Origin of the sequence: Heyndrickxia sp. FSL W8-0496 (genome assembly GCF_038007825.1) — a bacterium.
Taxonomy (GTDB): Bacteria; Bacillota; Bacilli; order Bacillales; family Bacillaceae_C; genus Heyndrickxia; species Heyndrickxia oleronia.
Genome location: NZ_JBBOXX010000001.1, coordinates 1,137,821 through 1,161,298, shown reverse-complemented (window position 1 = coordinate 1,161,298; position 23,478 = coordinate 1,137,821). Strand labels below are relative to the sequence as shown.

At 36.3% G+C, this 23,478-nt stretch carries 17 protein-coding genes; 8 read left to right on the top strand and 9 right to left on the bottom strand.

Annotated features, from left to right (window positions below):
• Window positions 1–64: 64 nt before the first annotated feature.
• Entirely contained in the window at window positions 65–1,900 is a 1,836-nt protein-coding gene (gene glmS, locus NST63_RS05790; RefSeq protein WP_212944680.1) for a glutamine--fructose-6-phosphate transaminase (isomerizing), read from the bottom strand.
• A 357-nt stretch (window positions 1,901–2,257) separates the two neighbouring features.
• Window positions 2,258–4,234, bottom strand: a complete 1,977-nt coding sequence (locus NST63_RS05785; RefSeq protein ID WP_212944681.1) for a methyl-accepting chemotaxis protein — start codon at window positions 4,232–4,234, stop codon at window positions 2,258–2,260.
• A gap of 410 nt (window positions 4,235–4,644) precedes the next feature.
• On the opposite strand from NST63_RS05785, the gene NST63_RS05780 reads away from it, so the two are divergent.
• From NST63_RS05780 to NST63_RS05765, 4 genes are all read left to right on the top strand, one after another.
• The gene (locus NST63_RS05780) at window positions 4,645–5,190 is read left to right on the top strand and encodes an IseA DL-endopeptidase inhibitor family protein (protein ID WP_209391867.1); all 546 of its coding nucleotides are present in this window, start codon (window positions 4,645–4,647) and stop codon (window positions 5,188–5,190) included.
• Window positions 5,191–5,506: 316 nt separating this feature from the next.
• Window positions 5,507–6,766 carry a glycosyl hydrolase family 18 protein gene (locus NST63_RS05775; RefSeq protein WP_341041564.1) on the top strand — a complete coding sequence of 420 codons (1,260 nt, stop codon included), beginning with the start codon at window positions 5,507–5,509 and terminating at the stop codon, window positions 6,764–6,766.
• A 174-nt stretch (window positions 6,767–6,940) separates the two neighbouring features.
• Window positions 6,941–7,492, top strand: coding sequence for an RNA polymerase sigma factor SigX (sigX, locus tag NST63_RS05770; RefSeq protein ID WP_071975073.1), 552 nt, complete (start codon window positions 6,941–6,943; stop codon window positions 7,490–7,492).
• Window positions 7,467–8,576, top strand: a complete 1,110-nt coding sequence (locus NST63_RS05765; protein WP_212944684.1) for a hypothetical protein — start codon at window positions 7,467–7,469, stop codon at window positions 8,574–8,576. The genes sigX and NST63_RS05765 overlap by 26 nt, the downstream gene beginning before the upstream one ends.
• A gap of 944 nt (window positions 8,577–9,520) precedes the next feature.
• Here the strand turns inward: NST63_RS05765 and NST63_RS05760 are convergent.
• The 4 genes from NST63_RS05760 to NST63_RS05745 form a co-directional block, all read right to left on the bottom strand.
• Complete coding sequence (locus tag NST63_RS05760; protein WP_341041563.1) at window positions 9,521–11,188, bottom strand: hypothetical protein; 1,668 nt, start codon at window positions 11,186–11,188, stop codon at window positions 9,521–9,523.
• A 126-nt stretch (window positions 11,189–11,314) separates the two neighbouring features.
• On the bottom strand, window positions 11,315–12,226 hold the full coding sequence (locus NST63_RS05755) for a ketopantoate reductase family protein (protein WP_341041562.1): 912 nt from the start codon (window positions 12,224–12,226) through the stop codon (window positions 11,315–11,317).
• Complete coding sequence (locus NST63_RS05750) at window positions 12,223–13,947, bottom strand: sensor histidine kinase (RefSeq protein WP_341041561.1); 1,725 nt, start codon at window positions 13,945–13,947, stop codon at window positions 12,223–12,225. Before NST63_RS05750 ends, NST63_RS05755 begins: the two co-directional genes overlap by 4 nt.
• Window positions 13,944–14,636, bottom strand: coding sequence for a response regulator transcription factor (locus NST63_RS05745; protein ID WP_341041560.1), 693 nt, complete (start codon window positions 14,634–14,636; stop codon window positions 13,944–13,946). The genes NST63_RS05750 and NST63_RS05745 overlap by 4 nt, the downstream gene beginning before the upstream one ends.
• 307 nt (window positions 14,637–14,943) lie before the next feature.
• Between NST63_RS05745 and NST63_RS05740 the strand changes: the two genes are divergently transcribed.
• The 3 genes from NST63_RS05740 (at window position 14,944) to NST63_RS05730 (ending at window position 17,767) form a co-directional block, all read left to right on the top strand.
• On the top strand, window positions 14,944–16,041 hold the full coding sequence (locus tag NST63_RS05740) for a serine hydrolase (RefSeq protein WP_341044153.1): 1,098 nt from the start codon (window positions 14,944–14,946) through the stop codon (window positions 16,039–16,041).
• Between the two features lie 414 nt (window positions 16,042–16,455).
• Window positions 16,456–17,205 (top strand): SDR family NAD(P)-dependent oxidoreductase, encoded by a 750-nt coding sequence (locus NST63_RS05735; RefSeq protein WP_212944690.1) that lies wholly within the window; start codon window positions 16,456–16,458, stop codon window positions 17,203–17,205.
• Between the two features lie 145 nt (window positions 17,206–17,350).
• Window positions 17,351–17,767: a MarR family winged helix-turn-helix transcriptional regulator gene (locus NST63_RS05730; protein WP_212944691.1), complete on the top strand. Its 417-nt coding sequence runs from the start codon at window positions 17,351–17,353 to the stop codon at window positions 17,765–17,767.
• Between the two features lie 76 nt (window positions 17,768–17,843).
• Here the strand turns inward: NST63_RS05730 and NST63_RS05725 are convergent, their stop codons facing one another.
• From NST63_RS05725 to NST63_RS05715, 3 genes are all read right to left on the bottom strand, one after another.
• The gene (locus NST63_RS05725) at window positions 17,844–19,166 is read right to left on the bottom strand and encodes a D-arabinono-1,4-lactone oxidase (RefSeq protein ID WP_341041559.1); all 1,323 of its coding nucleotides are present in this window, start codon (window positions 19,164–19,166) and stop codon (window positions 17,844–17,846) included.
• Window positions 19,154–20,335 carry an alanine racemase gene (locus NST63_RS05720; protein WP_341041558.1) on the bottom strand — a complete coding sequence of 394 codons (1,182 nt, stop codon included), beginning with the start codon at window positions 20,333–20,335 and terminating at the stop codon, window positions 19,154–19,156. The genes NST63_RS05725 and NST63_RS05720 overlap by 13 nt, the downstream gene beginning before the upstream one ends.
• A gap of 154 nt (window positions 20,336–20,489) precedes the next feature.
• Entirely contained in the window at window positions 20,490–22,715 is a 2,226-nt protein-coding gene (locus tag NST63_RS05715; protein WP_341041557.1) for an MMPL family transporter, read from the bottom strand.
• Between the two features lie 124 nt (window positions 22,716–22,839).
• Between NST63_RS05715 and NST63_RS05710 the strand changes: the two genes are divergently transcribed.
• Window positions 22,840–23,463: a TetR/AcrR family transcriptional regulator gene (locus NST63_RS05710; RefSeq protein ID WP_341041556.1), complete on the top strand. Its 624-nt coding sequence runs from the start codon at window positions 22,840–22,842 to the stop codon at window positions 23,461–23,463.
• Window positions 23,464–23,478: the final 15 nt, after the last annotated feature.

The window sequence follows — 23,478 nt, the reverse complement described above, 5'->3', positions numbered from 1 at the left end:
TAAAACATCTTTTTATAAGGATCCGCAACTTTATTTCAAATTAGAAAAAATATTTTTTCCACCATCATTCCACTGTTAAGCTCTTCGCTAAATTTCGCGGACGGTCTACATCAAAACCACGAACTGTACCTGCATAGTAAGCTAATAACTGCAATGGAATCGCTGCAACAATTGGCATCAAGTATGGATGAACTTCAGGAATATACATGACTTCATCGACAATCTCACTTATATCATCATCACCAACAGTTGTCACGCCGATAACAAATGCATCTCTTGCCTTGATTTCGCGAATATTGCTTATCGTTTTATCACGAAGATGCTTTTGCGTAGATAAAGCGATAACTGGAACTCCAGGGGTAATTAGTGCCATCGTTCCATGCTTCATTTCGCCAGATGCATAGGCATCTGCATGTAAATATGCAACCTCTTGAAGTTTTAATGCTCCTTCTAAGGCCAAAACGTAATCTAAGCCCCGCCCAATTAAGAATAGGCTTTCTTGATCCTCTGTTACTTGTGCAAATTGATCGATCGCATCCTGAGTCATGATCAAGGTTTTTTCCACTTCATCAGGGAGCTGTTCCAATTCCTTGATCATTTCTGGAATACGTTCAATCCCTGGGCCATTGATCGTTTCAGTAAGAACGATCACTAGAAGTAATAAAACGGTTATTTGAGTGGTATATGCCTTAGTTGCTGGAACGGCTAGCTCCGGACCGGCATTTGTACATATTGTGTAATCTGCCTTTCTTGCAAGATTGCTGCGTTTACGATTTGTAATGGCAATCGTTTGGCATCCATTCGCTTTTGCCTCTTTTAAAGCAGATAATGTATCAGCTGTTTCACCGGATTGGCTAATGACAATGACGAGATTATGTTCATTTAGTGGTCCGTGTTCGTAGCGAAATTCGGAGGAAATGGAGACTTCCACAGGTAGATTTAGCATCGTTTCCATCACTTTTTTCCCAACAATTCCTGCGTGATAAGCTGTACCACTTGCAACAATATCAATTTTTTTAAAGGATTGAAGATTCTCTTGTGTTAATAGTTTATTAAGTTCTGGTAATTCGACACTGTTTTCGGTCAAACGCCCCTCTAAAGTTTTTTTAATCTCTTTTGGCTGTTCAATAATCTCTTTTAGCATGTAGTGATCATATTCCTTCATGCTGAAATCATCTTTATCCCATTCTACAATGATTTTATCAGGCTTCACCTCTGTCCCATCAACTGTTTGTACGTTAATTCCAGTTGAATGAAGAATTGCTATTTCTCCATTTTTAATCGGGTAAATTTCCTTCGTATAAGATAAAAGCGCTGAAATATCAGAGGATAAAAATGCCTCATCTTCACCAAATCCGATAATTAATGGATTTTCCTGTGAAATGGCAATAATCGTATCTGGTTGCGATTTTGACATAATCGCCAGAGCAAAGGACCCTTTCAATAAGGGTACTACTTTTTTTACTGTTTCTGCAAAATCCCCAGTATCAAAGTGAGCAAGGAGATTAGGGATAACTTCTGTATCCGTATCGGTTGTAAATGTATATCCCTCATGGATCAGCATATTTTTTAACGCTCGATAATTTTCAATGATTCCGTTGTGAACAACAATATATTTCTCCTCTACATCACAAAGGGGATGAGCATTTGCAACTGAAGGGATCCCATGAGACGCCCATCTAGTATGACCTATTCCTATATTCCCTATATTGATTGGCTCAATTTCCAAAAGTGCCTTCAAGTCCTCTATCCGACCTTTTTCCTTGCGAATTTCTATCGTTTTTATATTTGAAATTGCCAGTCCTGCTGAATCATACCCACGATAGTCTAAATGGGTTAGACAATCTAAAATGATTGAATGAGCCGAAGACTTTCCTATATATCCAACAATTCCACTCATTTCCCCATCACCTCGATTAATTTGTTATGAGTATTATATACGAATTTCTATGGGGTGGGTATCGAAAAGAGCTTATTGTAACAATTGTATGTTTGATGAGTGATTCTTACGTATACAGAGAAAAAGTGGGTATTATTGAAGATTAGAAGGATTTATTTTTGAACGATGGGGAAGTTTCGTTAAATCGCTTTATTTTATGTATATTAGAAGAATTTCGGGTGAGCCCCTGCTATTTTCCATAGAATAGACATTTTTTTAGAGCCTAGCGCCCCTTATATAGAGAAAAACTTACTCTAGTTATATTTCTATTATAGTAAAAAAGAGATTGTCCATTTTTTTAGACAATCCCTTTTTTTACTAGATTTTAAATTTCTTTAGTAATAATTGTAAATCCTCAGCAAGATTGGATAGTGACTTTGCTGAATACGAAATTTCTTGCATGGATGCGACGGTTTCCTCTGTTGTAGATGCCATTTCTTCTGCTGCAGCAGAGTTTTCTTTTGCAATCGCTGCTAGATCATTGGCTACAGAGCTCACCTCTTCAACACTAGCGGTCATTTGCTGAGAGATGGCTGCTACATCTTCCATTTGTGGAGCAATTTCCTTCATTCCGTTTAGGATTTCATAAAATTTCTCAATAGTTTCTTTTGAAATAGAAAGACCTGTTTCAACCTTTTTCGTTGCTTCCTCCATGGTCAATGCAGAGGTTTCCGTTTCCTTTTGGATTTCTGAAATTAATTGCGCAATTTGTAATGCAGATTTCCTTGATTGTTCAGCCAATTTTCTAATTTCCTCTGCGACTACGGCAAACCCTTTGCCAGATTCACCTGCACGAGCTGCCTCAATCGCTGCATTTAAGGCCAGTAGATTGGTTTGATCCGCGATTCCCGTAATCATTTCAATTATTGACCCAATTTCTTTAGAACGATCAGTAAGAGAGGTGATTTTCATATTTGATTGTTCAACCGAATCATATATCTCTTGCATTTGATCAACAGTTCGATTGACAAATTCTCCACCCTCTTCAGCAAGCTGAGTTGTATTCCGCGTTAGATCCGTAACATGTGCGGTATTATCTGCTACTCGCTGAATACCAAGTGCAATTTCGTCCATTGCATTCGCATTGCTCTCGATTCCTGTTGTCTGGTTTTCGGCACCTTTGGATACCTGTTCGATTGCATCAGCTACCTGTTCTGTTGCACGGGTTGTTTCATCTGCGCTCGCATTTAATTCTTCGGACGAAGCTGATAGTTGGATGGCACTTTCATCAATTTGTTGGACTAAATGTCGAATATTCCCCGCCATGTCGTTGAATGCATCAGCCAGATCATTGATTTCGTCACTAGTTCGAATATCAATTTTTTGGGTTAAGTCACCTTCACTCATTCGATTAGCAGCATCTTTTAATCGCAGAAGTGGTTTCGTTATCGATCGAATGATAAAAAAGGCAGCAATCCCCCCAATGACTACCGCAATTAAATTAATGATTCCAGTAAATATCATGATTGGCTGTGAAGTTTCATTTATTTCTGTATTAAATAGGGCGCCACCAATTTTCCATCCAGTCAGCTTATTGGTGCCAAAAATCATGATATTTTCATAACCTTGGGTCTTATATTCAAATTCCCCTGTGTTTTTTTCATATAATTTTTGATAGAATGATTGCTTTGCCTCAGATCCACCTTTTTCCTCTGGGTGTGCAATAAATCGTTTATTATTATCCAGAATCATCGCATACCCTTTTGAGCCGATATTAATTTTTTTAACAATATCATTCATACCTTGTAAAGATATATCGATTCCAATAACTCCTGATCGATCATTTATTGTTTTCGCTATTGTAACAACCATTTCTCCACTAGTAGCTGATACATAAGGCTCTGTAATAATCGTTTCACTTGGTTTTTTTAAGGCTTCCTGGTACCATGGTCTTTGTCTCGGATCATAGTCCTCTGCCATTTTTTTATTAGGAGATTGAATCATTAGCCCTGTTTCTGTTCCAACATATATTGCTTGTACATTTTGATGATAATTCATATAATCATCAAGTTTCTTTCGTACAATTGGACTTTCCATTCCTTGATAGTCATTCAAGTTAATCGTGCTCGACAAGTACTCTGCATCACTTAAATATGGGGTAATAGTATCACTAATAAGGGCGTTGAGTGTATCTACATTTTCTCTTGCAGATTTAATTAATAGTTTTTCAATACTATTTTTCGAGTTTATGTATGCTGCAGTTCCAACAATCATCGTTGGAACTAAAAGCATTATGACAAAAGTAATAACAAGCTTTTTTCGAATCGTTAGCTTAAACTTTTTCTGTTCCTTCATGAAGTTACTCCCTCTTTCATTTCAAAGATGTCATTTGAATCATGGTGTCCTCTCTCTTTCTTTCACCACTCCGATCAATTTTGAAATTTTTAAATATTAAGACATTCTGTTTTACCCCATATTTTTTTATCGACATTTTTTTTAAAGTTTTAACGTTTTCTAAATTGCCAAATGTTTCCTTTGTTATTTCTATTTAAAAGCTAGGGTCTTTTCAAATTTTGTAATCGATAGCTCTTAGGATCTCAATATTTATCAAACTGATTTCACGTTAAAATGGATCAATATATCAACCGATTTATTAACACAAAAATCAACAATATAACCATTCTAATTACTCCCTCCTTTTCTTTGAAACGTTTTTAATTCCTACACGTCGAAGTAGTTGAATTGAATTTAGAGGAGGAAATTGAATGAGAAAACTGTTCACAGTATTAATAGCGGTGTTATTGATCTTTAGTATTAATATGACAGCTTCCGCGAAAACCGCTACAGGAGATTTAACGCCAAAGGAGGCATTGTCGATTGCCAAAAAGGCACGTACACATTATTGGAGTGCAATGATTGGTCATAACTTAAACAATAAAAATACAAACTGTAAGGTAGAAACCTTTATTTACAAAGGAACAGATTACCGCTATTTCTGTACTGAATTTAATACAAAGAAGAAGTTGGTATCCTATCTTAATGAAGTATTTACATTGAATGCAATTGAAAAAGGGGTTAAAAAATATCGTTTTATCGAATACAAAGGAAAGCTCGCACAGCCTAATGCAGATGGGGGGAGTCTTTTAGATTGGGACAAAGCGAAGGGAAAACTTATTTATACCAAAAAAGATGTTCGCCTATACGAGTTTTCTGTTCCATTAGGTGAGACAGGTGAGCATTCAAAAGAAAAAGTGACCTTTGTAAAAGTAAAAAATCAATGGCTGATCAATGCAATCGATGCAGTAAAATAAAATAGTTTATGGGGAAGAATGAGGAAAAGGCAAATTTCCTCATTCTTAAAGGCCCTTTCCTTAAACATTGTCGCTAATGAAGTAGTGTATTGACTATTAACTCTCGGTTGTAGATTGCTACATCTTTCATCACCGAGGAAAGAGCTGCAAACTCCATAAGACCGTTGAATTCTTTATTGGAAGTAAGAGCCGGTACTTGGGCTTTTACAAAAGCAACAAACTATAAAAACAGCATTCTTATATAATCGATAGCGAATGATGACAAACACTCAGCCATACAATATTATATATAAGCTATTTTAGGGAGTGTGTTAACATGTTTATTTATACGGTTCAACCTGGGGATTCTGTCTATCAGATAAGTCAAAAATATTCCGTCCCACTTGACCAGATTCGTCTTGCAAACGGGCTGAACCAAACAAATATCGTTCCAGGTCAAGCTTTAGTGATTCCTACTAATACATATATTGTTCAACCCGGTGATAGCTTCTATTCCATCGCAAAAATGGCCTATTTATCTGTAAATCTTCTAATACGTGCGAATCCCACCATTTCTCCCAATCGTTTACAGCCTGGGATGAGATTAACCATTCCTAATATATCTAATTACCAAGCAACTGGATTAGGATTTTATACACTAAGAACACCAGAGCAGGATCAAAGTCTCATCAATAATTTTGCACCGTATGCTACCTATATCGCCTTCTTTGAATACCATTTTTCTATTGATGGTTCTTTAAATACAATAAATGATGCTACTGCTATACGCACAGCTTGGTCACGCCGAGTTAAGCCGTTAATGACGATTACCAATTTAACTGAATCAGGATTTAATGCTCAACTAACCCATCAAATGCTTAATCAGCCCTCGGCTAGAAATAATTTAGTCAACCATATTGATCAAATTGTAACTAATAAAGGCTATGCTGGTGTGAATATCGATTTCGAGCAAACTCTTGCTGCAGATAGAGATTTATTCACTGGATTTTTAAGAGAACTTCGAGATCGTTTAAAACCAAAGGGGAAACTGTTGACGGTTGCTGTTCCACCAAAAACAAATGAGAATATCCCTTGGCTGCGGGGCTATGATTACGGGGGGATTGGGTCTGTTGTCGACTTAATATTTATCATGGCATATGATTGGCATCACGGGGCAAGTGAACCAGGGCCCGTTGCACCAATCAATGAGGTAAGACAAACATTGCAATTCGCGATCGATAGAATACCAAGAAATAAGATTCTATTAGGTCTTCCATTATATGGATATAATTGGACTCTTCCCTATGTTGAAGGAACCATCTATCCGGGTATATCAAATCAGAATGCTGTCCAATTGGCTATGAATTATCAGGTTCCTATTCACTATTCCGAAAAAGATCAATCCCCGTATTTTCAATATGTTGATGATCAAGGTATCCAGCACGTCGTATGGTTTGAGGATGCGCGAAGCATGAGCGTAAAGAGCCTACTGATTCGGGAGTTCCAAATTGAAGGTGCCGGTGTCTGGCAACTTACTCTCGGTTTTCCAGAAGGGCCTTGGATCCTTACAAACTTTTTCCATATAAAAAAGTCCTAAAATCTCATAAATTACTAGCTATCCGCTTAAGGATAGCTTTTTCTATGAACCTTTATAATTCTGATTTTCCTCCAAATCAAAAATATTCCTTGTATTACATTTAAATTAAATTTTTTTAATTTCTGTAACCTTTCCTGTTTCAATTACGACAAATATATTTAGGGGGGTATGGAGATGGAGAATCGGTTTTATGAGTTTTATGAAAAATATCATCAAAACTTATTTCAGTTTTTATTTTATATGGTAAAAAATCGCGAACAAACTGAGGACTTGGTACAGGAAGTATATATTCGCGTATTAAAATCGTATCATCAATTTGAAAATCGAAGCAGTGAAAAAACGTGGGTTTTCTCTATCGCTAAGCATGTAGCCATTGATTTTTTTCGTAAGCAAAAAAGGTGGAAACATCGGCTAGCAGATACATTTGACATGGAAACTAACCAAATAAGTGATCTATCTCCTCTTCCAGAAGATATTGCCCTTCAAAATGAATCCATTCAATTAATGTATCGCTGCTTAGATAAATGTAAGATTGATCAGCGAATGGTATTAATATTAAGATATATTCAATGCTTAACCATTGCGGAAACAGCTGAAGTGCTCGGATGGACCGAAGGAAAAGTAAAAACTACACAGCATCGAGCATTGAAAGCATTGAAACTTTTAATGGAAGCCGAATTAAAGAAAGGAGATGCAAACTGTGGAAAAATACGATTGGAAAGATAATACGTATAATATAGAAGAATTACTCAAGAAATTTCCGGTCGTAAAAGACCATAGACAACCGCAGGAAATATATGAAGCCATTTCTCCAAAATTAGTGAAAAGAAAGCGACCGCTCTGGTTGTTTCCTGCTGCTGCATCTTTCGGTGTCCTAGTAGTTGTTTTTATTGTTAGTTCTTCTTTATTTACTCATAAACCGATGAATTCTTCCAAGAAAGATAGCAGCAAGCAGGAAACGATGGATATGGGCTTGAACACTCTTCAAGCAAATGATGTACCGAATATTTTTTCTGAAACGAATCAACGCTATGCTGTACAACCCGAGGAAAACTATCTCACTTTCAGTCTTACTGATCCAAACGATAAAAAAATTATTATTCCTATTAGTATGATTACAGACGAAAAAGAGCTCCCTTCTTTGCGCAATTACAATAATAAAATAAGTAAAATGCCATTTGACCAATGGGGGCTTCTTCCAATTGATCTTGACAATGTAAAGAAACTTTATGCGAAAGATGACAAGCTCATTATTGATATAAAATCACATACTACCTCTTTAGATAACAATACCTTTTTTGAGTCTATAAAAGAGACTTTTCGCTGGCAAAATTATCATGAGATTGAATTATTATCGGACGGAAAGTCCGAAGCCATTTTCCCTGTTGATGAAGCTGGGAACCATGCGTTTATTGAATATATGTATGATGAGGATCACCCTACCTTTCTTACACCAACTAAGGAGAGGTATAACACTTTGTCCGAAGCAGTCAAATATATGGAGAGTGAAAATTTCAAATGGCAAAAGCCCCTACATCCACCGATTCCAGATGGAGTAGATATTGAGAAAATTGAGGGCGACAAAAACAAAGAACATGTAAAGATAACATTTACGAATGATTCAGGTATACAAAATAACGAAGCCACTACTCTTATGTTAGATAGCCTTTTGCTAACTGCACGCGAATTTGGTTACAAAACGGTAACATTTTCTGGTGCAGAAGACTCATCTATCGAACAAATTGGTCCTATACCATTTCATACAGCCATTACCGTTCCCGTTGCTCCCAACCCGGTAGTATTAGAATAAACTTCTACAAAACTGCACGATTAGTGTGGTTTTTTACTTAGTAAAATATTATGCTAACCAGAAAAATATAAATAAGGAAAAAACAAAATAAAAAAAGGAAAATAATATTCAGTTCTGGTAAAACGACTTTATCAAAAAAACTAATTGCTCCCGAACTATTTTCATTTGAGCGTTGATGATTTCGATTATTGAAAGACTGTTTCCTCTAATTTGTTGCTTTTGTAAAAGATTCAGCGATTCTTATAAGCTTCTAGAACTTTTCTCATTGAAATGAAAGGGGACTAGCTATATGTATCGTTATTTTCTTCCTTCACGGTAATCAAACATTCTCTTTCGTTACCGTGCTCGCGCAATTTTCTCCTTCAAGGTAATCAATCGCTCCTTTTCGTTACCGTGCTCGCCCATTTTCCTCCTTCAAGGTAATCAATCGCTCTCTTTCATTACCGTGCTCGCGCAATTTTCTCCTTCAAGGTAATCAATCACTCTCTTTCGTTACCGCGCCTAGGTAATGTCCTCTCATCCTTCACGGTATTCATACATTCCGCTTATTGATTCAAACTTTACTTAAACCTGTTCCAACAGAGTATTTTTTCCATGAGATCATTGCCATCTTTTCAAATAAAGGGATTAATCTTGTGATCGACCACATATTACATGATGAGATGCATTCAGAAATTGCTTTGATAGTTTAAAAAATTATCCAGTTTTCTTTTTGGGTGTACACTGCCCTCTTTATGAGCTTGAATTAAGGGAAAAAATTAAGAGAAGACCGATTAAGTGGACAGGCTAAAAAAAATTAGAATTTGTACATTAGCAAGGAAAAGTATACAATATCCACATTGATACATACAAAAACTCAATAGAATCTTTGGTCGATCATATCAGGAACTGTCTGGAACAGACCATATAAAAAATGGGGCTGTTTCAGACAGCCCCATTTACTTCTATTTAATTATTTTAAATTCCCCATTCACTGATGTCATTATTTCATCTGTATCAATATAGTTGAATTCAACTGTATTACCTTTTTCAATAAATATTGAATACGGAAAATCGCTGGATTGTACAACAAAAATTTTATCACTGCCCTGTATCATGAATTTTACTGCTGTACCTCGTTCCGTTTCAGCTTTATAGACATGTGAGACGATTCCTTTTTGCGACTTCAATAAAGCTTTATCAGTAGGTGTTGTAGTGTCATTACCTAGTTTTGTAGCAATCGCATATTTATAGTCATCGAATAATTTTCGTTTTGTATCACCTGTGCTATAAACCTTTTCATCCTTTGCATTAATTAGCATCATTTCTCGGAATACGTGATTGGAATCCATTAACGGTACAACCCATGTAAATTGACCATAAATCGTATAAAGAATCGGCGTACCCGCTTCATATTTGTTCGCTCTAAATGTTTTTTCAGCAACATTCATAGCAGATTTTCCATTTAAAAGGCCATTTCCTTCAGTGAAGAAAGTAAATTTCCCTGTTCTCGCATTTAATATAGAGTAACTGACCATTGCCCCACTCCCTGATTTCGGACGGGTAAAGTCGGTAAACCAATGAAGCTGTAGCTCTTGATCAAAGACTCCATTCACCTCATCAACTCCCTCCCAATTTGTTGGGACCATGACATCCTCTTGGGAGAAGTGGGAATTCCAAAATCCATGAACATATTTTCCATACCACTCATTCCAATCCTCTGCAACATTCGTTGGAATGGCATGATCAATAAAGTCAGGTAAGTTGTTTAAGGAGTAATCCGTTGTTTTTCCTGTTACTGGGTCGACTAAATATACTCCTTTTACATCGACAATATTGCGGAACTTTTCATATTTCCCATATGGAATTACATAGTATGGATGATCCTCATCATCGGGTTCAAAACTGACATCTAATAAAATCATATCCTTATGAATCGAACGAACATGTCGTTTCACGTCTTTGCTAAAGAATGCTGACGGTACATAACTCATCTTCACTTGTACGAGCTCGGCTTCAGCCCCTTCATCCTCAGCACTCATTTTAATAAAACCAGGAACCTTTTCTCCTTTTAACCATTTAAAAAATCCAGTATATTCTATTGGAGTCACCCAATAAAGATGATTATCGATTTTTTGAATAGTTGAGTCGCCTAGATCATAATAGGATGAGTGTTTTAACTCGCCTATTAGCTTTTCACTGCGGTATCTTGCATATTTTTCTGGAACTACAGGAATATGCTGCTCATCAATGGCTGATTCCTCTTTCTTTTCTATCGTTACCTTTTTCTTAACAAACTCATACTTATCATTCGTAATTGTTATTGGATAAATAAAGGTAAAATACAGACCTCCAATAATAAAAGCAAGCCCTAGAAGCGGTGTAACTCCCCCATACTTTCCACGGATAAAAAGAATATCTAGAATAAAAAACGCACCAATGATAAATAATCCGTAACTAATAAATGCTTCCCATGTATGATCGATAAGACCTACATAGGTAAGTACAAAGATACTTACAATTCCTGCAATCAATCGCAAGCCTTGAAAGACTAAAAATGACTTCTTTTTATAATTTGATTTCCATATTAATGGATTCAAAGTTAAGGCGAATAGTGCTATGAGATAATACATGATGTTTGCCTCCGTTAAAAATAAAAATAGTTCTTACTGTACTAATACGTATAAGGATGATAAAAAGTTTCACTATAACTTTTCATACAAAAGATTGCATAATAAATGTTAATTATTTGTCAGCTTTCAAATACTACTCTCGTACACCTTCAAATTAGTAAATATAAGGTGAAGAATTGGAGTGCTATCTATAAAATTGGCATGTTCAAGAAGATAGCGAAAAAAGTGGTCTGCCTCTGTTGCCATTCCTTTTTCCATGTCCCGTTGCATCGATGATTTCATTTCAGCATTCAATTCTGCAATTTTTTCAAGGGTAGCTTTCCCGCTCGCTGATGTGATTGGTGCACCCATCGATTGCATGATTGATTGTACTTCATGACAAATTTGCTTGATTGATAGTTTTCCTGACATTGCTTTACGAATAGGACCAATCGGAGCTCTCATTAGTGTAGTAATCCCCGAAAAAGTAGCAATAAATAAATATTTTTCCCACATTGATTGGTTAATATTTTTGCTATATTCGAATTGTCCCTTCGTTCCTTCAAAAACCGTTTGAAGTGTTTTTATTCTTTCTGTCTCTTCTCCATTTCTTTCACCAAAAACAAGGCGATGAACCGGGCTAGTTTGTACAACATGTCCCTTTTCATTTAATGTTGTTTCAATAAAACAAAGTCCACCTAATATTCTCTTCTCCCCAAATTCCTCTACTAATTTATCAATATGGGCTATTCCATTTAATAATGGTAGAATCATTGTTTCCTCACCAATATATGGACGCATACTTTTAATTGCGCCGTTTAAATGATAAGCCTTTGTAGCAAGTAAAACGACATCGAATGGATCAGCTCTTTCACCGTCGCGAAGAAGCTTTGGTGTCAGTTTCATGTCCCCATGAATACTATTAACAACTAACCCTCCCTCCGTTAATTGACGATACCTATTTTCTCTAACTAGGAATGTAATATCCTCACCTTTTTCCATTAACCGTCCACCAAAATATCCTCCAATTGCACCTGCGCCTATTACTAAAATTCTCATTTATATCGCACCCCTTCTTCAACTTTAAATGTAATGGTAATCGTTGTTCCAACCTTCTCCTTGCTGTTTACAACAATCAATCCACCTAGTAACTGAACGAGCTGCCCTGCAATACTCATGCCTAATCCAGTTCCATGTGGAGAGGCATCCGTATTTGTTCCGCGAAAATATTTCGTAAATAGCTGGGGAATGGCTTCTTCCCTCATCCCGACTCCGTTATCTTTGACATAGATCTCTAATTTTTCATTATTTCCCATGACACCTACTTCTATATTTGTATGTGGGGGATTGTGGATAATCGCATTCATAATAAGATTTTGAAGGATTCGAACGAGCCATTTTTCATCGATCGCAATGTTATAAGATTTACAATTCGTTTGAAAGGATAGCTGTTTTCCTAATTCAGGAGAGTGATTAATAGATTCCACAACCGTTCTTCTTACAATTTCTATGACATCTTTTTGTTCTTTTTGAATAGGTATTGCCTTATTTTTTATTGCATAGGTAAGTGTTAAGTCTTGGATTAAAGCTTCCATATAGCTTGATTTTTCTACAATAATTTTTGCAAAGTCCTTTACTTCACTATGATCCCAATCATAGCCTGGTGAGGAAAGAATTTGTCCATATCCTTTTATTGAGGATAATGGGGTTTTTAAATCATGGGAAATACCTGCCATCCATTCTTCCCTCTCTCTTTCCAGCTGTTCTCTTTGCTGCTTATTTTTCTTCAATGTAGCTGCTAAAGTTTTGACTGATTGAAAAAGCTCGTCATACACTTTACGCATCCGTTTATTTTTATTTTGCTTTTGAGCTGCTTCCATCAAATCTATTTTGTATTCCCCAGTAGCCAATTGATTCACTGATCTCGTCAGATCAAGTAATGGTTTCCCCATCCGCTTTCCATATTGTAGCGCTGCAAATATAACGACACCCATCCAGACGATCAATCCTAAAGCTACAATGATAGCCAATACATAATAAATATTTTCAGGACCAGCTGGAGCCGTTTCATTCGGTAAATGCAAAAGCCAGGTTTGTTTGTTAGCTTGATCATAATACAATGTCATTTGATGAAAATATCGGTTAGGATAAGCAATATTAAAAATAAGATCCTCTACCGTATAAGCGCTCTGTAATTTTTCTGTTTTTCCATAATGGGCTATTTCCTTCCCATTCTGATCAATAACTTGAACAATCGCCTGCCTCTTTTCTAACCATTCTTTTTCCTTACTCGGAAAAATGAGGTGATTATTCATTTGTTTTGCTCGCTGTTGAAGCTGCTGAATTTGCTGGTTTTCTTTCTTTGGCTCTCCGTAAATAAGGATGAATGGCTTATCTTGCTTATACACCAAAAAATCATACGGCGATGGTATAAGTCCAGTCCAATAAGAAGCTAATTCACCACCAATATATCGATTAGGTAATTCGCTTGGTGCTCGATACTCATATAAAACATAACCATTTTCATCAATTAATTGCAGAAAACCGTTTCGTTCATCCACCTGCTTTAGAAATTTCTTTTCAATATGATAGGTATCCTTCTTTTTACTAATCGATTGGTAGAGATGTTCAAAGCCATATTGGGGGAAGTCTTCTTTCAGTAATTGCTTGCTCATATAATTTAAAGTGAAATAAATAACAAGTGCAATAATGCAAATAAAAAGAACACTGATAATCAAAAGCTGCTTCAACAGCTGGAACATGAGTTGGCGGTGAATCATTCCGAGTCCCCCACTAATTTATATCCAAGTCCACGTACTGTTAATAAATACTGGGGACGACTAGGATCTTCCTCAATTTTTTCGCGAACCCTACGTATATGCACCATCACAGTATTATCGTCAAAGCTTTCAAAATAGCCCCATACCCGTTCAAATAATTGCTGTTTCGTAAATAACTGATTAGGATGCTTACAAAAAAAGAGTAAGAGTTGGAACACCTGCTTTGGACAAGTCACAACTTCCCCTAACACCCTAAGTTCACCTTGTAATTCATCCACCTCAAATCTCCTATAACGATATACTTTCGAATGAATGATATTATCCCCACGTCGTAATCTTGCCTTAACTCGTGCGACAACCTCCATGGGATTAAAAGGTTTCGTAATATAATCATCGCCACCTAAAGCAAAACCAGTTAATTTGTCAGAATCAGTGGAACGAGCAGAAAGAAAGAGAATTGGTGCATCCGTTAATGTTTGGAGTATCGGACAAATATCGAAACCGCTTTTTCCTGGTAGCATAACATCTAATAAAATGAGATCGACTTTATTCGTTTGACAAATGGCAAGCGCCTCTTCAGCTGAAGTCGCTAGGAGCAATTGCTGAAACCCTTCCTTCAGCAAGATCGTTTGTAATAATTTCAATAATGATCGTTCATCATCCACTAAAAGAATTACGGAATGATACAAACAGGTTCCCTCCTTCCATTTAGTCTTTTATATAGGCTGTTTTCTTATAGTTTGTTGCTTTTGTAAAAGATTTAACGAGTAGCTCTTTTCTCCGTAAAATAAATGATGTAGCGGTCTTCAATCGATAGTTTTAAAAGCTTTACTTATACAGAAACAATGTTTGAGAAAAGAGCCTTTATATAAACATATCAAATTTCTAAGGGGAAATCTGGAATTTTTTATAAAATTAAGGTAATCGTAAGGTACTCGTTCTACAGTCTTAAGATTGATTAAGTATGATGCCAGTAGGAGGAGATGTAAATTGAAAATGATAGTAAAATGGATTCTAATTGGCATAGGAAGCATTTTAGCGTTAGGCGTGATTTTTTTTATCATCATTTTAACGCCTTGGTACCATAATTTTGCTTTCGGCAAACCTGCAGAAAAAATGCTAGGCTATGTGAACGATCACCCAGAAAAAAGTGCATTAACAGTTATAAAAAATGGAGAAATCATTTATGAAAAAAACGGCGATCAGCCGATGCCATTAGCAAGCACTTATAAAATTATCGTTGCTAGTGCATATGCGGAAAAAGTAGCAACTCAAGCCCTTAATTCGAAAGAGCTCATACCATTAAAGGAACTCGATAAGTACTATGCACCGAATACAGATGGTGGTGCACATCCAGCATGGATAAAAGAAATAAAAAAAGAAGAAAAAACTAGCGATGGGATGGTAACCCTTGAAGAAGTGGTTAAAGGAATGATTAAGTATAGCTCAAATGCAAATACGGAATATCTCATGGATCGTATCGGACTTGAGTTTATTGCATTAGAGGAAAAAAGGCTAGGGTTATCGTTTAGTGAGAAACCATACTATTTTACTGCAGCCATGTTTATTGGAAATTGGCTGAAAGTGGAGAAAAAGCAATCAACAGCTGAAATAGAGAAAAAGTTAAAAGCCATGGACGACAACGAGTACTCACAACTTGCAGCAACGATTCATAATGAGTTAAAAGAAGGAATCTACAAAGCGGGCTTTGGTCGGATTAGTCCATCCATTGATAAAATCTGGTCCGATCGTTTAATTAAAGGAACTACTCGTGATTATGCCATGCTCATGTATCACATCCAGACAGGTAGTGGCCTTTCTAAAGAAAAGGCAGACCTTCTTCATGCCGTTCTAGAAACTGAAAAAGGAACAGGAAAAAAAGGGGGATCTACAGAATTCGTGCTAACTGAAGCATCCTATTTCAAAAACAAAGATGGAGATGATGTGAGCTCAGCATTATTCCTCAATAACCTAACAGAAAAAGAACAAAAAACATTATTTTATATTCCAACCTTTGTTCGCATCTTTCAATTAGGACCATTCGATGGATTTTCCGTTGCTTTAGAAGCAAATTTATTAAAACTAGATCAATAATGTGTTAAAAAGATATGTTAACTCTATTTGTGATTAAAAGGAAAATTTGATAGGATTCCATACTCATCCGCTACAAATAAGATTAATGATGTATTTGAAGATATAAAGGATTGTCTATTAAGGGAACAGAACCTTTAATAGACAATCCCTTTTAATTTTTGACTACTTTTGTATCGTTTCTTACTTTTCTAAAAACCCACTGCCTGCTCTTATGGAATTTGTGGCTCTTTTCTCAGTGAAAATTAATGTGCATCATTCTTCAACTGCTATTTATTAATTAAAGCTTTTCTTAATTGGCACCAAAGTTTGAAAAAAAGGCTAAATTTTAAATTTGATAAAAAAAAAAGAAAGTGATATTATTTAAACGTAAAATATTTAAACGTCTAAATAATTATTTCAGAAAGAGGGTTCATAATGAGATTATCAGGAAAAGTTGCCATCGTAACTGGTGGAGCATCCGGAATTGGTAGAGGGATTTCATTAGCTATGGCAAAAGAAGGTGCACATGTTGCGATTGTTGATATAAATGAAGGTGCAGGTGAAACTACACTGGCTGAGGTTAATCAATATACTGAAGGAGCCTTATTTATTAAAGATATCTCTGTAAAAGAAAATATTGCGGGGATTGTTCAGTCCGTTGTAGAGAAATTTGGAAGGTTAGACATATTAGTCAATAATGCTCATGCATCAAAAAATGTTCCTTTCATGGAAACAACTATGGAACATTTCGATCTATCATTCGGGACAGGCTTTTATCCAACTTTTAATTTTATGCAAGCTTGTTACCATGAATTAAAGAAAACCGAAGGAAAAGTAATTAACTTTGCATCAGGTGCAGGGCTTGAAGGTCAACACACACAAGCTTCTTATGCAGCAGCGAAAGAAGCGATACGTGCCATCTCACGTGTAGCAGCAAATGAATGGGGTCCAGATAATATTAATGTCAATCTTATTTCACCAATTGCTGCAACTCCTGGTGTTCAAACATGGAAAGAAAACAATCCAGAAATGTACGAGGCAATGATTAACAAGATCCCTCTTCGTCGCTTAGGTGATCCTGAAGGGGATATTGGAAGAACGGCTGTTTTCTTAGCAAGTAATGATTCTGATTATATTACTGGACAAACATTTATGGTTGATGGTGGGTCCATTAAATTACGTTAAGGTCTTCCTATATAACAGGAGCAGAACTTGTTATTGACGGTGGATTTTATGCTCAATAAACAGTATATTGGAGAAAACCTCTTTTTAAAAAAGGGGTTTTCTTATTATAATAGAATATAGGAAATATAAAGGAAGTAGGAAAATAATGGATAAAAATAAAACCATTTTTGAGCTTATTCACGAAATGGATCAAGTCACCAATCAATTAATCATTCAATGGAATCAAATGTTCAGCGAAAATTTAGGAATTTCACATATTTTAGTCATCAATCATTTAAATAAACACGGGAAAAGTCGTCCATCAGATATTGCTCGTTCATTAGGCTTAACTCCTCCATCACTCACTCATTTGTCTGAGAAACTAATTAAAAAAGGATTTGCCAATCGAATGCGCGATGAAAATGACAGACGTATCCTATATTTGGATATTACAGATGAAGGCCGGAAAGTCCTCAGCAAAGCACAAGAAGCTGGCAAAACCCTTCGTAAACAATTGGTTCAAAAACTAACGGACGAAGAAATCAGCCAGCTCTTAAACCTATACGAAAAACTAAATAATTAAATTAGTCGGTGTCAGGCACCATTTATCCATTTCACGTTAAATTCATACGGTTATTTGCATAAATGGTGTTAAGCACTTAAATGAGTGCTCGAAAATATTTATTTAAATATAATCCTGTTGGATCATAGGTCTCGCGCTTTTCTAGAAATGTCGTCCATTCGGGGTAATTTTTCTTCACTGATTCCTTCGTCAAATTATTCATTTTCCCCCAATGTGGCCGGCCATTGTACTTTTCCATAACATTCCATATCCAACGGAAATACGCCTCGTACGGCATACCTTTATACATATGAAAGGCGAGGAATGCGGAATCCTGTTGATAGTTTGGATTTAAATAGCCGAATTCTCCTTTTACGAAACGGATTTCGATTGGGAAATGAACAAAAAATGGATTTTTTTCAAGCCCTTTCTTCAACTCTTCCAAACACACTAGAAATTGTTCAATTGGGATGGCGATCTCACTTTCATAAAATTTTACTTTTCTAGGAGTCGCAAATAATTCATAACCATATCCTGTCTCCACACGATTCGGAATGGTTTTTGCAGATAGCTGACTTGCCCATTGGGTTCGTTTAGGATTGTGTCGGCATATTTCTGAAAGTAAATAGAAGGCTTGATTTTCAATAACATTCTTACTAATAGTCGATTTCGTTTTTTCCCATTTCTTCTGTGGTTCGGGTGGAATAAGCGCCATTTGTTTGACTTGGATTAGATCTGTTCCCGGAAACCAAAACCACTCTAAATGACGAAAAAGGGTTAAATCCTTCTTCCAATTAGTCATTCCTTCTTCAATTGTTGCACGAAAAGTAGTTACCTTTAAACTGTATAATGGAAGAACCTTTAATGTGACTCGAACAAGAATCCCTAATAATCCTAAGGATATATGTAGAGAATTGGCTAGTGGATCCTCTGTACTTTCCCGTCGATGTGAATGATATGCGCCTGTACCATCAATCCATTCCCATTTTACAACTTGACTGGAAAGAGAACCTAACGTTATCCCCGTTCCATGTGTCCCTGTAGAAACTGCTCCAGCAATGGTTTGTTCTTGAATATCTCCCATATTTTCCAAAGCAAACCCCTGTTCTTTAAGCAAAGGACCGATTTCATATAAATAGGTTCCTGCCCAAAATGTTGCTTCCCCTTTCTCTACATCAATCGCATCTAATCCCCGCATTTCATTTAAGCTCATACATATCTCCTCAGGTAAAGCGATCGAACTAAAAGAATGACTTGCCCCAATTACTCGAATTCGTTTTTTTCTTTTATAAGCACTAGCAACAATCGTTTGTACTTCATCGACATTTCCCGGTGTAAAAAATTCTTCAAAATGACCTTGAGCGGTTTCAGCCCAATTTGACCATCGTTTCTTCGATTGCAACGTTTTTAAAGAAAGCATTCCCCTTCACCCCGATATGTTCGAAATTTACCATCTAATTTATCATCTCGACAAACAATAAGTTCTTGAAAGCGCTCACATAATTCTCCTGCTTTTGAATGTCGGAAATAAACCGTATCTCCTATTTTAGGGATAAAACCATTTGCTTTTAATGGTGTTTGTACTTCACCTGGTCCTTCATTTTGAAGAAATTCCAATCCTTCCGGTAAATAAACTGTTGGCAATTTATCCATGCTCAATGCACCCGAAGCTGTATATCCCCCACCGTGACAAACGATAACTCCCTCTTCTGGTTTTCTTGTAACACGAAGACCAAAACCTGCAGCCGATTTCAGTGGCAATGATGTATGTTGGTCAAACAACGCAGGAAAGTAAAAGGCCGAACCGACTGTGATTTCTGTTATCTCCTTCTGTTCTACTGTCCAGAGTAAACTTCCAGATCCCCCTCCATTAACAAACCTTAATTTTCCAACATATGATTCAATTATTTCCACTGCTTTTTTTCTCCATAGTGAAATATTTGTTCTTGAAGATCTTTTTAGTAATGGAATGATGCCCCTTTTCCATTTTTCATGAGGTTTGTCGCCAACTCCAGCAATTTGTGCTTCATACCCCATCAATCCAACAACCTTTGTACGCTTGTGTTTGATCCCTTTTTCCAATAAATCTTTCAGTGCTTTTTCTTCCGTAAGAGGTGATCGTTTTGTTCCGAAATAAATAAACGGAAAGGAAGTTGATACATTAATATCTAAGCAAATTAAAAGGATAATATCATGTTCTTCTCCTATTTTTTGAAGCCACTCCCATGTTTCAATCGAATCAACCATCCAAACAATTTCTTTTCCTTCACGAATAAAAGGAATCAATTGTTCAACGTCTTCCCTTTCTAAAATGGGATACCCCATTAAAAAATGATCAAATCCTTTTTTTGCTAAAAATAAGATTTCCTTTGCAGAATATGTCATCCACCCTGAACTTGTTGGGAAGGATTGAGCAATATAGTTTAAAACCTCGACCGAACGTATAGATTTTGTAGCAATTCGGATATGCTTATTCCCTAAGTGCTCCTTAACAAATAAGATATTTTCATCTAAATGATTCAAATCTAAAAAGGCAAAAGGCCTAGCGATATTAGAAAATGCCTTTTCATACTGTGAATATAGTGACATCGTCTCACCTCCTTTATATCTATATTTCTCTATCACTCTTCAAAAATCATATTTTCTTACACAAAAAGGGATTGCCTAAAACACAAAGGGGGAAAACCCTTTACTAGACAACCCTTTTCTACATGCTATTAAAAATGAGTATTCTTTATGAATATTATTTTTCTTGTACTTTATTAATATCTTTTTCCTGCCATAGTTTTCCTGGCCAAAAGGCATAACGTCCTAAAATCGTTGTGATTGCAGGAACTAATAATGGGCGGACAACAAAGGTATCTAGCAACACACCAATGGCAGTGATAACGCCGAATTGTAATAGAACTTGTATTGGGAGTGTTGCCAGTACGGCAAATGTACCTGCAAGAATGAGTCCTGCGGATGTAATGACACTACTAGTTTCACTGACCCCATTTGCAATTGCTACCTTATGTGACTGTGTTCGGCGATTTTTCCAAATGCTTGAGATCATAAAAATATTATAATCTTCCCCTAATGCAACCAGGAATACGAACGCATACAACGGAATTAGTCCTTGAATTGCAGGAATTCCCATCCCATAATGGATAATTAACCATCCTGCCCCCAAGGCTGCCACATAAGAAAATAGTACGGTGATGATTAAATAAACCATAGCAACAATAGAACGTAGATATGCTAAAAGCAAAACAGCAATTATAGCAATAACCACTGGTACAATGACTTTTAAATCTCGAGCTGTTGTTGATTCCGTATCATAAAGAGAGGAGGTTTCTCCTCCAATCCAATAGTGGTTATCTGGCTTTATTCCAGCCTCTACTAATGCAGATTTTACTTTCCTTGTAATCTCTGGAATGGACTCCACTGCTTTTTCATCATATGGATTAGCCTTTAGATTCACATCAAAGGATAAATAATTTTCATTTTCCTTCCCTTTCGTCGGTTCAGATATACTGTCGACAATTGACAGCTTACTTAATTCTTCCTTTATATGAATCTCTTTTCCTTCTGTATTCACAATAACTTGGACAGGTGCGAGTTCTCCTTCAGAAAAATGATTGGCCATAATGTCAAACCCTTCACGGGATGCCATGTCCTTAGGAAATGATTCTAGTAAATTTTGCGTATAATGAATCTTTGGTGCAAAAGTAGCTAAGACCCCTAGGATGACTACACTAAGGATGATAACCGTCCAAGGCTTCCCAGTTACCCATTTGCCAAGGTTCTTACTTAAACGACTATGCGCATGGTATCTTCGAACTTTTTTCCCTTTAATCTTTTCCAATTGACGCCTCATTTCCTCCGTTCTTGGGATGAACGGGAAGAATGCTGCTCTACCAAGAATGGAAAGTAAAGCCGGAAGTAGTGTGAGCGCAGCCATCCCCATAATGAGAATAACTAAACTAAATGGCACGGCAAATCGATGATAGGAGCCAAATTGCGCCAGGAGCAATGTGCATAAACTTAAAACTACTGTAATTGCACTCACAAATATAGCTCCTCCAGAATGTCTGATCGCATTTTTTAATGCAATAAATTTATCCTCTTCTTCAAGGAGACATTCTCGATATTTTGATACTAAAAATAAGCAATAATCCGTTCCAGCTCCGAATAATAAAACGGTCATGATTGAAATAGCTTGTGAGTCAACAGTTATGAATCCTTTTTCCGCTAAAAATCCTAAAATAGGGCTTGTTACACCATAGGCAAATCCCACACCAATGATCGGTACAATCGCTAAAAGTGGTGAACGATAAAGTAGAATAAGTAGTACAATGACTAATATAACCGTTGCAATTAATAATGTAATATCTGCTTGACTGAACAATGCAGAAGCATCCGTTGCAATCCCAACAGGACCAGTAAAACGAACATGTAATCCTGCTTCATGAAGCTTTTTACTATAAATTGAAGGAGAATCCAATTTCGTTAATTGTTTTTTTAGCTCCTCCAAAGTGTCTTTTAATTCATCCGTGCTAGCATCCTTTTTCATAAATATTGGCGTTACCAATGAAGTACCATCCTCTGAAGTAGCTCCTGAAAGCGCCTGTGGTGGAAGCTTTCCTAACGGAGGGATAAAATTTTGCAAAGACAATGGCTCTTTTTCAAGTTTTTTATATAAGTCATGAATAAGCTGATAATCTTTTTCTTGGAGACCTCCATCACGGTACCATGCTAATAATAATGGGGTTCCGGTTTCATTCGGAAATTGTTGCTTAGCAATTTCCTCTGCCTGAATCGACATCTTGTCATTAGGTAGATTTTCTGCCCCGTTATCAGTCACTTTGTTTACAATAGGTAATGTGGATGACAATACGCCAACCAAGATAACCCAGATCGCGAGCGTGATCCATCTCCCTTTTCGGCTTGCGCTAGACTCAACAAATCTAATTAATAAGTTTTTCATCTTTATTCTCCCTTCCATTTATTTCAAAATGGAATTTATGCTATAATTAATTATATATACCGGTCAGTTAATTATCAAAGAAAACGTAAAATTTATTTATAAATATTTTTTTGGAGGCATTATTATGGAAATTAAAAAAAATGGACGACCACTTGGTAGACCAAAAACGAATCATCTTGAAAAGCCTAGAAATGAATTGATCTTGGAAACTGCTGCTCGTTTGTTTCTTGAAAGTGGATTTCAAAAGGTTTCAATTGACGATGTTGCAATGAATGCTGGAGTAACAAAAGCAACCGTTTATTATTATTTTGACTCAAAGGCAGAGCTCTACAAGGAATCAATTGTTTCTTTAATGGAACGTATAAAATGTCGTATTGACTTGTTGATGACATCAGATAAGCCTTTATTTGAAAGACTTTTAGATGTAACGACCGCCCACTTGCAAGCAACAACCACTCTCGATCTTGAAGCATTTATGCGTGAATCAAAAACAGATCTCTCCGATGAACAAATTCTTGAAATGAGAATGGTTGAGCATAAAATGTATGAAGGGATTCAAGATGCTCTCCAGCTTGCCGTTGATAATGGAGAAATACCAAAGGTAAACGTCACATTTGCGACACAATCCTACCTTGCCCTTATTAAAGTTGGGAATTATAAACTCCCCTATGGGACTCCGATTTTTTCTTCAATAGAAGAGACATCAGAAAACATTCTAAACATTTTCTGGAAAGGTTTTTTTTCATAATATGTCGGGCATATT

Excerpts from the sequence above, each read along its gene's own strand:
- glmS (WP_212944680.1), bottom strand. The coding sequence starts at position 1,900 with ATGAGTGGAATTGTTGGATATATAGGAAAGTCTTCGGCTCATTCAATC.
- NST63_RS05785 (WP_212944681.1), bottom strand. The coding sequence starts at position 4,234 with ATGAAGGAACAGAAAAAGTTTAAGCTAACGATTCGAAAAAAGCTTGTT.
- NST63_RS05780 (WP_209391867.1), top strand. The coding sequence starts at position 4,645 with ATGAGAAAACTGTTCACAGTATTAATAGCGGTGTTATTGATCTTTAGT.
- NST63_RS05775 (WP_341041564.1), top strand. The coding sequence starts at position 5,507 with ATGTTTATTTATACGGTTCAACCTGGGGATTCTGTCTATCAGATAAGT.
- sigX (WP_071975073.1), top strand. The coding sequence starts at position 6,941 with ATGGAGAATCGGTTTTATGAGTTTTATGAAAAATATCATCAAAACTTA.
- NST63_RS05760 (WP_341041563.1), bottom strand. The coding sequence starts at position 11,188 with ATGTATTATCTCATAGCACTATTCGCCTTAACTTTGAATCCATTAATA.
- NST63_RS05755 (WP_341041562.1), bottom strand. The coding sequence starts at position 12,226 with ATGAGAATTTTAGTAATAGGCGCAGGTGCAATTGGAGGATATTTTGGT.
- NST63_RS05750 (WP_341041561.1), bottom strand. The coding sequence starts at position 13,947 with ATGATTCACCGCCAACTCATGTTCCAGCTGTTGAAGCAGCTTTTGATT.
- NST63_RS05740 (WP_341044153.1), top strand. The coding sequence starts at position 14,944 with ATGATAGTAAAATGGATTCTAATTGGCATAGGAAGCATTTTAGCGTTA.
- NST63_RS05735 (WP_212944690.1), top strand. The coding sequence starts at position 16,456 with ATGAGATTATCAGGAAAAGTTGCCATCGTAACTGGTGGAGCATCCGGA.
- NST63_RS05730 (WP_212944691.1), top strand. The coding sequence starts at position 17,351 with ATGGATAAAAATAAAACCATTTTTGAGCTTATTCACGAAATGGATCAA.
- NST63_RS05725 (WP_341041559.1), bottom strand. The coding sequence starts at position 19,166 with ATGCTTTCTTTAAAAACGTTGCAATCGAAGAAACGATGGTCAAATTGG.
- NST63_RS05720 (WP_341041558.1), bottom strand. The coding sequence starts at position 20,335 with ATGTCACTATATTCACAGTATGAAAAGGCATTTTCTAATATCGCTAGG.
- NST63_RS05715 (WP_341041557.1), bottom strand. The coding sequence starts at position 22,715 with ATGAAAAACTTATTAATTAGATTTGTTGAGTCTAGCGCAAGCCGAAAA.
- NST63_RS05710 (WP_341041556.1), top strand. The coding sequence starts at position 22,840 with ATGGAAATTAAAAAAAATGGACGACCACTTGGTAGACCAAAAACGAAT.